This window comes from Mycobacterium colombiense (assembly GCF_001672755.1).
Lineage (GTDB): Bacteria > Actinomycetota > Actinomycetes > Mycobacteriales > Mycobacteriaceae > Mycobacterium > Mycobacterium colombiense_C.
In genome coordinates, this window is sequence record NZ_LZKI01000083.1 from 17,439 (window position 1) to 28,535 (window position 11,097).

General features: G+C 68.4%; 13 protein-coding genes. 1 reads left to right on the top strand and 12 read right to left on the bottom strand.

Features of this window, described 5'->3' with window-relative positions; genetic code table 11:
* Window positions 1–14: 14 nt before the first annotated feature.
* Window positions 15–227 carry a hypothetical protein gene (locus A5708_RS27810; RefSeq protein ID WP_269199392.1) on the top strand — a complete coding sequence of 71 codons (213 nt, stop codon included), beginning with the start codon at window positions 15–17 and terminating at the stop codon, window positions 225–227.
* Here A5708_RS27810 and hpf read toward each other — a convergent pair.
* The 12 genes from hpf to A5708_RS13135 all read right to left on the bottom strand — a co-directional run.
* On the bottom strand, window positions 203–871 hold the full coding sequence (gene hpf / locus A5708_RS13080) for a ribosome hibernation-promoting factor, HPF/YfiA family (protein WP_065029040.1): 669 nt from the start codon (window positions 869–871) through the stop codon (window positions 203–205). The genes A5708_RS27810 and hpf overlap by 25 nt on opposite strands.
* Window positions 872–1,204: 333 nt before the next feature.
* Complete coding sequence (locus A5708_RS13085) at window positions 1,205–1,837, bottom strand: ComF family protein (protein WP_065029041.1); 633 nt, start codon at window positions 1,835–1,837, stop codon at window positions 1,205–1,207.
* 53 nt (window positions 1,838–1,890) lie between these two features.
* Window positions 1,891–3,645, bottom strand: coding sequence for an MtrAB system accessory lipoprotein LpqB (gene lpqB / locus A5708_RS13090; RefSeq protein WP_196772623.1), 1,755 nt, complete (start codon window positions 3,643–3,645; stop codon window positions 1,891–1,893).
* On the bottom strand, window positions 3,645–5,321 hold the full coding sequence (gene mtrB, locus A5708_RS13095) for an MtrAB system histidine kinase MtrB (protein WP_081292946.1): 1,677 nt from the start codon (window positions 5,319–5,321) through the stop codon (window positions 3,645–3,647). The genes lpqB and mtrB overlap by 1 nt, the downstream gene beginning before the upstream one ends.
* A 46-nt stretch (window positions 5,322–5,367) precedes the next feature.
* Complete coding sequence (gene mtrA / locus A5708_RS13100) at window positions 5,368–6,054, bottom strand: two-component system response regulator MtrA (RefSeq protein ID WP_064954863.1); 687 nt, start codon at window positions 6,052–6,054, stop codon at window positions 5,368–5,370.
* Window positions 6,055–6,165: 111 nt separating this feature from the next.
* A complete protein-coding gene (locus A5708_RS13105) occupies window positions 6,166–6,822 on the bottom strand; it encodes a dTMP kinase (protein WP_065029044.1) in 657 nt (218 codons plus the stop codon).
* Between the two features lie 57 nt (window positions 6,823–6,879).
* Complete coding sequence (ahcY, locus tag A5708_RS13110; RefSeq protein WP_065029045.1) at window positions 6,880–8,352, bottom strand: adenosylhomocysteinase; 1,473 nt, start codon at window positions 8,350–8,352, stop codon at window positions 6,880–6,882.
* A gap of 98 nt (window positions 8,353–8,450) precedes the next feature.
* On the bottom strand, window positions 8,451–9,047 hold the full coding sequence (locus tag A5708_RS13115; protein ID WP_081292947.1) for a TetR/AcrR family transcriptional regulator: 597 nt from the start codon (window positions 9,045–9,047) through the stop codon (window positions 8,451–8,453).
* Window positions 9,048–9,085: 38 nt separating this feature from the next.
* Window positions 9,086–9,271 (bottom strand): rubredoxin, encoded by a 186-nt coding sequence (locus tag A5708_RS13120; RefSeq protein WP_065029047.1) that lies wholly within the window; start codon window positions 9,269–9,271, stop codon window positions 9,086–9,088.
* Window positions 9,268–9,441 carry a rubredoxin gene (locus A5708_RS13125; RefSeq protein WP_065029048.1) on the bottom strand — a complete coding sequence of 58 codons (174 nt, stop codon included), beginning with the start codon at window positions 9,439–9,441 and terminating at the stop codon, window positions 9,268–9,270. The genes A5708_RS13120 and A5708_RS13125 overlap by 4 nt, the downstream gene beginning before the upstream one ends.
* Window positions 9,438–10,688 (bottom strand): alkane 1-monooxygenase, encoded by a 1,251-nt coding sequence (locus tag A5708_RS13130; protein ID WP_065029049.1) that lies wholly within the window; start codon window positions 10,686–10,688, stop codon window positions 9,438–9,440. Before A5708_RS13130 ends, A5708_RS13125 begins: the two co-directional genes overlap by 4 nt.
* Before the next feature lie 100 nt (window positions 10,689–10,788).
* Window positions 10,789–11,097 (bottom strand): amino acid permease C-terminal domain-containing protein (locus A5708_RS13135; RefSeq protein WP_331250440.1); only part of this gene is annotated, 309 nt, incomplete at its 5' end.

An 11,097-nucleotide genomic window follows, 5' to 3' on the forward strand; every position in this document is an offset into this window, starting at 1 on the left:
TAGGCGACGAGCCCGTGGGTACCGCCGTAGCGGCGATCGCAAGCGCGGCAACGCCGGGCGCAGCGGGTCGCCGCCCGAGGACCCCGCTCAGCGATCGCAAGCGCGGCAACGCCGGGCGCAGCGGGTCGCCGCCCGAGGACCCGCTCGGCGATCGCAAGCGCGGCAACGCCGGGCGCAGCGGGTCGCCGCCCGAGGACCCCGCTCAGGAGAGCCTGATCAGCCCGTAGTCGTACGCGTGCCGTCGGTAGACCACGCAGGGCCGTTCGGTCTGCTTGTCGTGGAACAAGAAGAAGTCGTGTCCGACGAGCTCCATCTCGTAGAGCGCGTCGTCGACCGTCATCGGCGTCGCCGGGTGCTCCTTGGTCCGCACGATCCGTCCGGGCTCGTGATCGGATTCCACGCCGTCGTGCTCGGCCGACGGGGGCTGCGGCGCGGTGCGCAGCGGGGCGGGCGGCGGCACCGCGGTAGCGGCGGCCAGTGACACCGGGGTCTTGTCCCCGTAGTGAACCTTGCGACGGTCCTTGACGCGGCGCAGCCGGTTCTCCAGTTTGTCGACCGCGGACTCGAACGCGGCGTAGAAACTGTTGGCGCAGGCTTCCGCCCGCGTCACCGGGCCACGGCCACGGGCGGTGATCTCCACGCGCTGACAGGATTTGCGCTGACGCCGGTTGGGCGCGTGCTTGAGCTCGACATCGAAAAGATAAATGGAGCGATCGAACCGCTCGAGGCGGGCGAGTTTTTGCGAGACGTACAGACGGTAATGATCGGGGATTTCTACGTTGCGGCCCTTGAACACAACGTCGGCGGTGGTTGTCGGTTGGGCTTGCCCGTCGGTGACGGGCGGTTGGTCCAGAATCTGACCGGAATCCACGGATAGCCTTGACATACGTGACAACTCGTTTCTCTCTTCACGTCACACGCGCCCTGCGTGCCCGGCTGCTTAATGCGCCGACGAGGTGGGAGCGGTTCGAGACTGGCTACCGCCGCAGGCTGCCCGCCGGAGCAAGGTGTCGATTACTCACCCCTTCCCGCGGATGGGTCCCACCTGGAAATTCTGCGACCAGTGAGTCAGACCGATGAGTCGTTCTTCGTTGTTCTCGACGTTAGCTCGTGTTCGCCTGCCGATGCCACTAATTTGGTCGAGCTGTTGCGAGTTCTTCACATGCTCTTGGCTCGTTCACGGGTTGGGCCCAGCTGCCGGCGATCACACCGCGGCGATCGCCAGCACCGAGGCGACCCGGACCCCGGCGGCGTGCAGGATCCGCACCGATTCGCGCGCCGTCGCCCCGGTCGTGACGATGTCGTCGACGACCATGACTTCGGTGCGCGGCGGTGCACCGCGCAGCACCACCCGGCCGGCGACGTTGCGTTCGCGCGCGGCGGTGCCCAGGCCCACCGAGTCGCGCGTCAGTGCCTTGAGCCGCAAGGCCGGCGCGACCGTGATGTCCGGATGCCGCGCCACCGCGGCGCGCGCCAACCGGGCGACAGGGTCACCGCCGCGCCGGCGCGCGGCCGAGCGCCGGGTCGGCGCGGGCACGACGGTCAACGGGGTCGGCACGATCCCCCACCACAACAGCCGGTGGACGCCGATGGCCAGCGCACGCGCCAGCGGGTCGACGAGGTCGGCGCGGCCCTGCTCCTTGAGCGCCAGGATCGCGCGCCGGCGGGCGTTGGCGTAACGGCCGAGCGCGAACACCGGGACCCCCGGGTCGATGCGCGGGTTCACCACATGCGGCTGATCGGCGCCCACCGACAGCTCGACGGCGCACGCGTCGCACCAGCGGGTCGCCGGCGCCCCGCAGCCGCCGCATTCGGCCGGCAGGAACAGGTCGAGCATGGCGTTAGTGTGCTGGTCGGGTGTGACAAGCCTGCGCCCGAGTTCACCGCCGGCTAGCCCGGCAGCACCGGGGCCGCCCCGGGTACCGTCAGGCCCGGCACCTCCGACCAGCCCTGCTGACCGTCGGCCGACGGCGAATACTGCAGCACCCCTTGGGGACCCGCCACGTAGGCCGTCGACGGGTTGGCGACCACCGTCGTCACCGGCATCTGCAAACCGTGCGGCGGCGCATCGGAGTTCACCCCGTCGATGTTCACGTAGGACACCGGGTGGCTGGCGTCGGTGCGGGTCACCACGATGTCGTCACCGGTACGCCACGACAGCGACACCACCGAATTCCCCAACCCGAAACCGAGCCGGCGCGGGAAGGTCAGGGCGTACTGGCCGGCCTGGGTCTGCTCGACGCTGGCGAGAATCACCTGGCCGCCGATCACCATCGCGGCGCGGGTGCTGTCGCGGGACAGCTGCAGGTCGGTGATCGGCCCGGGGAACCGGGTGGCCACCGCCACCGAATCCACCGGAAGGCGCGCGGGTTGCCCGGAGGCCGGCTCCTGGATCGCCCGCAGCACGTTGTTGCCGTCGACCACCACCCAGACCACGTCGTCCAGCGACCAGGTGGGGCGCGACAGGCTGTGCCCGTCGGCGGCCTGCACGGCTTCCTGCCCGAGGTCACCGATCCACAGGGATGCGGCCATGTCCGGGGCGCCGCGGTGCAGCGTCACCACCGACGCCACCTGCCGGCCGGTCCGCGACAGCGCGGCGCCGGTCTGATCGCCCACGCGCCCGAACGCGCCGGGCACCGTGACGGTGTGCTGGCCGTCCAGCGACACCAGCGAGCCGTTCACCAGGGCGTGCAGCCCCGCGCCCGCGCCGTCGGCCGCGCCGGGATCGGTGGCCGCGACGTCGGAGGTGGTCCACCCGTCGCGGAACCGGTCGTCCAGCGGCGCGCCGTCGGCGCTGATGACGTACGGGCCCCGGATGTCGGCCCTGGCCAGGGTCCAAATGATCTGTGCCGCAAGCAGTTGCCTGCTGTGCGGATCGGTGGTGGACAGCTTCTCCAGGTCGACGCGCGCCCCGCCGTAACCGCGCCCGATGCCGCTCTTGCCACCGTCGGCCCGGGTCACCGGCCCGCGCAGCCGCAGCGGCGGGGCGAGCAGATTGCGCACCGTGTGCGCCATCTCGGGGCGCGGCCCGGCGATCAGCTTGGAGATCAGCTCGGTGGCCAGCTGGTCGTGGTCGGGCACCGCGACGTAGCGGGGATCGGGAACCACCGTCTTGCCGGTCGGGTCGGCGAAGTACAGCGTGTTGCGTTTGTAGGTGGACTGAAACTGCTGCCAGTCCAGGAAGACGCCGTTGGGCAGCCGGTCGATGCGCCAGCCGCCCGAGGTCTTGACCAATTCGATCGGCCCGGGGTCGGGCAGCACCCCCTCGGCGGTTTCGAATACCCCCACGTCGGACAGCGAACCCAGGATGTCCGCCCGCATGGTCGCCGAAACCCGTTCGGCCGCCCGGGTTTCGACGAACACCACGTGGTCGATCAGCAGCGCGCTACCGGCGTCATCCCAGGCGTTGGACGCCGACTGGGTGAGGAACTGTCGGGCGGCCAGGTGCCGGTTCGCGGGATCGGATGTGGCCTTGAAGAATTCGCGCAGCAGCACGTCGGGGTCCATGCCCGGGGTCGGCTTGGGCAGGTTCGACGGCGCCGGGCGCTCGACGGTGCCGATGGCCTGCGGCGCCGACGAGCTGGGCACCCCCGCGCAGCCGGCCAGCAGCACGGCCAGCATCAGCAGGCCCAACAACCGCCGCATCACAGGCTTCTTTCGGCGTGTTCGTGTTGGCGCGGACGGTCTTTCGCGTGCTGCGGGCCGGTCGCGGCGGCCTGCGGAATAGGCTTCATGGGCAGCGGGCTGGTGGTGACCTTGTGACCGCGCACCAGCGGCAGTGTCAGCCTGAAGCACGAGCCGTGACCCGGTTCGCCCCACGCCTCCAGCCGGCCCTGGTGCAGTCGCGCGTCCTCGATGCTGATCGCCAGGCCCAGGCCGGTGCCGCCGGAACGGCGCACCCGCGAGGGGTCCGCCCGCCAGAACCGGCTGAACACCAGCTTCTCCTCCCCCGGTCGCAGCCCGACGCCGTAGTCGCGGACGGTCACCGCGACCGTGTCCTCGTCGGCGGCCATCCGGATCTGGACCGGCTTGCGTTCGGCGTGGTCGATCGCGTTGGCGATCAGGTTGCGCAGGATGCGCTCCACCCTGCGGGTGTCGACCTCGGCGATCACCTCCTCGGTCGGCAGGTCCACCAGCAGTTTGATGCCGGCGTCTTCGGCCAGATGGCCCACGTTGCCCAGCGCGCTCTGCACGGTGGTGCGCAGGTCGACCGCCTCGACGGACAGCTCGGCGACACCGGCGTCGTGCCGGGAGATTTCGAGCAGGTCGTTGAGCAGCGACTCGAACCGGTCCAGCTCGTTGACCATCAGCTCGGTGGAGCGCGCCAGCGTGGGATCGAGGTCGGCGCTGTGGTCATAGATCAGGTCGGCCGCCATCCGCACCGTGGTCAACGGGGTGCGCAGTTCGTGGCTCACGTCAGAAGTGAAGCGGCGCTGCAGATTGCCGAACTCCTCCAGCTGGGTGATCTGGCGCGACAGGCTCTCGGCCATGTCGTTGAACGACATGGCCAGCCGCGCCATGTCGTCCTCGCCGCGCACCGGCATGCGTTCGGACAGATGCCCTTCGGCGAACCGTTCGGCGATGCGCGACGCCGAGCGCACCGGCACCACCACCTGCCGCGACACCAGCAGCGCGATCCCGGCCAGCAGCACCAGCAGCACCGCGCCGCCGGTGATCATGGTGCCGCGCACCAGCTGGATGGTGGCCTGCTCGTTCTTCAGCGGGAAGATCAGGTACAGCTCCAGGTTGGCCACCTGAGACGACGCCGGCGTGCCGACGATCAGCGCCGGCCCGGAGAACCCGTCGGTGTGCACGGCGGCGTACTGGTAGGACGCCTGCCCCGCCTTGACGAAGCCGCGCAGCGAAGCGGGCACCTGGTCGACGGGCCCGGCGGTGGTCGCGGCGCGCGGGCCGTCGCCCGGCACCATCAGCACCGCGTCGAAGGCGCCGGCCATCCCCGCGCCCGAGGCCGGGTCGGTCTTGGAGGTCAGCGTGTTGCGCGCCAGTTGCAGGCTGCTGTCCAACGAGCGCGCCTCTTCGCCGTTGACGATCCCGCCGACGGTGGTGCGCGCCCGCTCGATCTGCTCGATGGCGGCCTTGACCTTGACGTCGAGCACGCGATTGGTGACCTGACTGGTCAATACGAAGCCGAGGGCCAGGATGACCGCCAGCGACAGCCCCAGGGTCAGCGCCACCACCCGCAGCTGCAGCGACCGTCGCCAGGCGATTGCCACGGCGCGGCTCACCGCGCCCATGCCACGAGTCATGGGGCCGGAGCGTCCCCAGCGGCTTCGAGTGCGTCGCCGGGAGCCCCAGATCACTGCCGGCGCTCCTCCCTAACGCGACGCCCTACAACGTCGCCGCCGGTCACGGAGGTCCGGCCTTGTAACCCACTCCTCGAACGGTCAACACTACGGTCGGGTTTTCAGGGTCTTTCTCAACCTTGGCGCGCAGACGCTGGACGTGCACGTTCACCAGGCGGGTATCCGCCGGATGACGATAGCCCCACACCTGTTCGAGCAGCACATCACGAGTAAACACCTGCCGCGGTTTACGCGCCAACGCCACCAGCAAGTCGAATTCCAGCGGTGTCAGCGAGATCTGCTCGCCGTTGCGCGTGACCTTGTGGGCCGGCACGTCGATCTCGACGTCGGCGATGGACAGCATCTCGGCGGGCTCATCGTCGTTGCGCCGTAGCCGCGCGCGCACCCGGGCCACCAGCTCCTTCGGCTTGAACGGCTTCATGATGTAGTCGTCGGCACCCGACTCGAGGCCCAGGACCACGTCCACGGTGTCCGTCTTGGCGGTCAGCATCACGATCGGCACGCCGGAGTCGGCGCGCAACACCCGGCACACGTCGATGCCGTTCATGCCGGGCAGCATCAGGTCCAACAACACCAGATCGGGGCGCAGCTCGCGCACCGCAGTCAGGGCCTGGGTGCCGTCACCGATGACCGCAGTGTCGAAACCCTCACCCCGCAACACGATGGTCAACATCTCGGCGAGCGAAGCGTCGTCATCGACGACGAGAATCCTTTGCCTCATGCAGTCCATGGTGTCACCAGATCGGGACAAAATTGGGGCGCCACACGGGCGTTTCTTGGCCCGATGGCCGATTTTGGATGCAAATTCCGTTAATTTCGCTTATTTCTCCGCCGACATGCGTCAGTCCCGTGCCGCCGGGGCGCCCTCGGCGCCGGTCAACACGGCGGCCAGCCGCCCCGGATCGACGTCCGCGTCGACGCTCAGCCACGGACCACCCCAGCCCGCGGCGGCCAGTTCTGCGTAGACCGCGGCGGTGCGTTGCTGCAGCCCGTCGTCGCGTTCGTAGCTGTCGCGCGCGCGACCCGGATCGGCCTCGGCCCGGCTGCGGGCGCGCTGCCCGGCCAGCTCGGCCGGCACCGCGAGCAGCACCTGCCAGTCGGGCGCGGGCAGCCCGAGCCGCCGGTACTCCAGCGCGTGGATCCACTCCACGGCCGGCCCGGTCGCGTCCTGGTGCAGACGTGCGGCCGTATAGGCCGCGTTGGAGGCCACGTAGCGATCCATGATCACCACGTCGTGCTCGCGGCGCAGCGCAGCGATTTCGTCGACCGCCCCGGCCCGGTCCAGCGCGAAGAGCGTCGCCATCGCATAGACCGACGACGCGAGGTCGCCGTGCTCGCCGTGCAGGGCCTCGGCCGCGAGGTCGGCGGTCACCGATCGCCCGTAGCGCGGGAAGGCCAGCATGGCCACCGACTTGCCGTCCGCATGAAAAAGGTTGCGGAGCTTGTCGGTCAGCGTTCGCTTGCCGGCGCCGTCAATGCCCTCGATCGCGATCAGCACGGCGCGAGCCTATCGCCGCCGAGCGCCACGCTGGCGCGACACTCGGCGGCCGGGGGCTCAGTAGCGGTAGTGGTCGGCCTTGTAGGGGCCGTCGACGTCGACGCCGATGTATTCGGCCTGTTCCTTGGTGAGCTTGGTCAGCTCGCCACCGAGGGCCTCGACGTGGATGCGCGCCACCTTCTCGTCCAGGTGCTTGGGCAGCCGGTAGACCTCGTTGTCGTACTCGTCGTTTTTGGTCCACAGCTCGATCTGCGCGATGACCTGGTTGGAGAAGCTGTTGCTCATCACAAACGACGGGTGGCCGGTGGCGTTACCCAGGTTCAGCAGCCGGCCCTCGGACAGCAAGATGATCGACTTACCGGTGTCGCCGAACGTCCACAGGTCGACCTGCGGGCGGATGTTGGTCTTGGTGGCGCCGGACTTCTCCAGCCGGGCCACCTGGATCTCGTTGTCGAAGTGCCCGATGTTGCCCAGGATCGCCTTGTCCTTCATCGCCTTCATGTGCTCAAGGGTGATGATGTCCTTGTTGCCGGTGGTGGTGATGATGATGTCGGCCTCGCCGATCACGTCCTCCACCCGCTTGACGTCGAAGCCCTCCATCAGCGCCTGCAGCGCGTTGATCGGGTCGATCTCGGTGACGGTCACCCGCGCGCCCTGCCCGGCCACCGACTCAGCAGAGCCCTTCCCGACGTCGCCGTAGCCGCAGATCAGCACCTTCTTGCCGCCGATCAGCACATCGGTGCCGCGGTTGATGCCATCGATCAGCGAATGCCGACAACCGTACTTGTTGTCGAACTTGCTCTTGGTGACCGAGTCGTTGACGTTGATCGCCGGGAACGCCAGATCACCGGCCGCCGCGAACTGATAGAGCCGCAGCACGCCGGTGGTGGTCTCCTCCGAGACACCCTTGATCGACGCCGCGATCTTGGTCCACTTGTCCTTGTCGGTCTCGAACCGCTTACGCAGCAGGTTGAGGAACACCCGGTGCTCGGCCGAGTCGTCCTCCTCGTCAGGCGGCACCACCCCGGCCTTCTCATACTGCGCGCCGCGCAGCACCAGCATGGTGGCGTCGCCGCCGTCGTCCAGGATCATGTTGGCCGGCTCGTCGGGCCAGGTCAGCACCTGCTCGGCCGCCCACCAGTACTCCTCGAGCGTCTCGCCCTTCCACGCATACACCGGAACACCCCTGGGCTCCTCCGGGGTGCCGTGCGGGCCGACGACCACCGCGGCCGCGGCATGGTCCTGGGTGGAAAAGATGTTGCAGGACGCCCAGCGGACCTCGGCGCCCAGCGCGACGAGGGTCTCGATCAGCACCGCGGTCTGCACGGTCATATGCAGCGAACCCGAGATCCGCGCCCCCTTGAGCGGCTGCACATCGTGATACTCACGGCGCAACGACATCAAACCCGGCATCTCCTGCTCCGAAAGCTCAATGTCCCGGCGACCATAATCCGCCAACGACAGATCAGCGACCTTGAAATCGATGCCGTTTCGGACGTCTGGGGTCAATGCGTTTTCGGTCGTCGTCATAACGTGTTCTTCCTTTTTCGGCTCGCTCGGATCCAAGCGGTAATTAGCTTAGGTATGTTCTTGCGCCACTGTAGTCGCGGGTGGCCGGGCCTCGCGGGTCAGGGAACGTTGATGACGCCGTGACGCTCCGCGAACGGCGTCATCAGCCGGGCCAGATCGGCCGCCACGTCGTGGTCCGCCTCCGGCGGCATCGACACGTAGCTCAGCGCCAGCCGCACGATGGCCCGCGCCAGCACCCCGGCGTCCTCGTCGCTGGTGGCCACCCAGCTGTGGGTCAGCGCCGTGGTCAGGCGTTCGGAGGCGCGGTTGATGATGGGGGCGCTGTCGGTGGTGATGATCTGCAGCAGGTCCGGCTTGGCCACGCCGGTGAGCAGCGAGATCACCAGCGGGTCGGCCGACAACTCGGTGAACAGGTCGCGGAAGCCCTGCAGGAACGCCTGAAAGATGTTGCCGACGTTGGCTTGCAGCGCGGCGTTGACGGCGTCGACCAGCCGGTCGGCCAGGCGCAGGCCGTATCCCTGCGCCAGGCCCTGCCGGGAACCGAACTCGTTGTAGATCGTCTGCCGGCTGATGCCCGCGGCGCGGGCCACGTCCGACAGGGTGATGGCCGACCAGTCCCGCGTCAGCAGCAGATCCCGCATCGCATCCAGCACCGAGTCGCGCAGCAGGGCGCGCGACGCCTCGGCGTAGGGCATCCGCTTCACAGGCGCGACAATAGCGGCTTTCGCGGCGCTCAGGGCCGTGCCACCTCGACCATCTCGAAGTCGGTCTTGGCCGCACCGCAATCCGGGCAACTCCAGTCCTCGGGGATGTCGTCCCAGCGGGTGCCGGGGGCGATGCCGTCTTCCGGCCAGCCCTTGGCCTCGTCGTACTCGAATCCGCACTGCACGCAGATGAACAGCTTGTAGTCGTCGCTCATCGGTTCACTCCTATCGTTTCGAAATCGGCCTTCTCGAGCACCGCGCAATCGGGGCAGCACCAGTCTTCGGGGATGTCGGCGAAGGGCGTGCCCGGCCGAAACCCTTCCCGCGGTGCGCCTTTCGCTTCGTCGTAGGTGTAGTCGCAGCCGGGGCAGCGGTACGCGCTCATGCCGCACCGGCCTGCGGGGCCCCGTAGCGCGCCAGCAGCTTCTCGCGCAGCCTGGGTTGCATGTTCACCCGGGTGATGTCGCCGTCGTAGTGCGCCAGCACCCGGTGATCCATCACCTTGCGCCACAGCGGCGGGAAGTAGGTGAGCGAGATCATCGACGCGTAGCCGCTCGGCAGGTTGGGCGCGCCCTCCATGCTGCGCAGCGTCTGGTAGCGACGGGTCGGGTTGGCATGGTGGTCGCTGTGCCGCTGCAGGTGGTAGAGGAACAGGTTGGTCACCACGTGGTCGGAGTTCCAGCTGTGCACCGGGGTGCAGCGCTCGTAGCGGCCGCTCGAATTCTTCTGCCGCAGCAGGCCGTAGTGCTCCAGGTAGTTGACCGATTCCAGCAGGCTGAAGCCGAAGACCGCCTGGATGATCACGAAGGGGATCAGCGCAGGGCCGAAGATCGCGATCAGCACCCCCCACAGCACCACCGACATCAGCCAGGCGTTGAGGACGTCGTTGGACGCGTACGTCTTGGGATGCCAGGGGCTGGCGCCCTGCCGGCGGATCCGTTGCGCCTCCAGCCGCAGCGACGAGCGCAGGCTGCCGAACACGCTGCGCGGCAAGAACTCCCAGAAGGTCTCGCCGAAGCGCGCCGACGCGGGGTCTTCCGGGGTGGCGACCCGCACGTGGTGGCCGCGGTTGTGCTCGATGTAGAAGTGCCCGTAGCAGGTCTGCGCCAGGGTGATCTTGGACAGCCAGCGCTCCAGCGAGTCCTTCTTGTGGCCCATTTCGTGGGCGGTGTTGATGCCGACCCCGCCGAGCACGCCGACCGACAGCGCCAGCCCGAGCTTGCCCGCCCAGCTGAGCGGGCCGTCGAAGCCGAGCCAGCTCAGGTGCGAGGCGGTGAACAGGTAGGCGCCGAAGATGACACTGAGGTACTGGAACGGGATGTAGACGTAGGTGCAGTAGCGGTAGTACTTGTCGTTCTCCAGCCGCTCCATGACCTCGTCGGGCGGGTTCTGCCCGTCGGGCCCGAAACGCAGGTCGAGGATCGGCAGCAGGACCCAGAGCAGGATCGGCCCGATCCACAACGGCACCTGCGCGGCGGCGTGCCAGCCCAGCCGGTTCAGGCCCCACATCAGCGGCAGCATCACGAACAACGCCGTCGGGGCGATCAGCCCCATCAGCCATAGGCGACGCTTCTTGTCCCGCCAGGCGAGCGGCTCGGATTCCCGGCTCAGTTGCGGTTCGAATGTGGTCATATGCCAAACCTCCTTGTGAGTCACACCACGTTGAGATTGGACAATACCGAGGTTTGCGTCTTCTGTCTAGACAAAATATGTTGGTTTGTAAAGTTCGTGGTTAGGGCACGGCGCTGTGCGGGTCGGCCTCGAGAGCGTCGCCGTGTTCGGTCTCCCCCTCCCCTCGTCGGCCCTGCACCGAGTGCCAGTAGCCGTAGCCGGCGTAGATCGCCGTGCCGACCACCAGCCACACCCCGAACCGGACCCAGGTGAGCGCGGTGAGGTTGAGCATCAGCCACAGGCACGCGGCGATCGAGGCGATCGGCAGCAGCGGCACCCACGGCGCCTTGAACCCGCGCTCCAAGTCCGGCCGGGTCCGGCGCAGGACGATCACGCCGGCCGAGACCAGGACGAACGCGAACAGGGTTCC

Bases quoted from the DNA above. Each gene is read 5' to 3' on its own strand.
- A5708_RS13085 (WP_065029041.1), bottom strand. From the start codon at position 1,837: ATGCTCGACCTGTTCCTGCCGGCCGAATGCGGCGGCTGCGGGGCGCCG.
- lpqB (WP_196772623.1), bottom strand. From the start codon at position 3,645: ATGCGGCGGTTGTTGGGCCTGCTGATGCTGGCCGTGCTGCTGGCCGGC.
- mtrA (WP_064954863.1), bottom strand. From the start codon at position 6,054: ATGGACTGCATGAGGCAAAGGATTCTCGTCGTCGATGACGACGCTTCG.
- ahcY (WP_065029045.1), bottom strand. From the start codon at position 8,352: ATGACGACGACCGAAAACGCATTGACCCCAGACGTCCGAAACGGCATC.
- A5708_RS13115 (WP_081292947.1), bottom strand. From the start codon at position 9,047: ATGCCCTACGCCGAGGCGTCGCGCGCCCTGCTGCGCGACTCGGTGCTG.
- A5708_RS13120 (WP_065029047.1), bottom strand. From the start codon at position 9,271: ATGAGCGACGACTACAAGCTGTTCATCTGCGTGCAGTGCGGATTCGAG.
- A5708_RS13125 (WP_065029048.1), bottom strand. From the start codon at position 9,441: ATGAGCGCGTACCGCTGCCCCGGCTGCGACTACACCTACGACGAAGCG.
- A5708_RS13130 (WP_065029049.1), bottom strand. From the start codon at position 10,688: ATGACCACATTCGAACCGCAACTGAGCCGGGAATCCGAGCCGCTCGCC.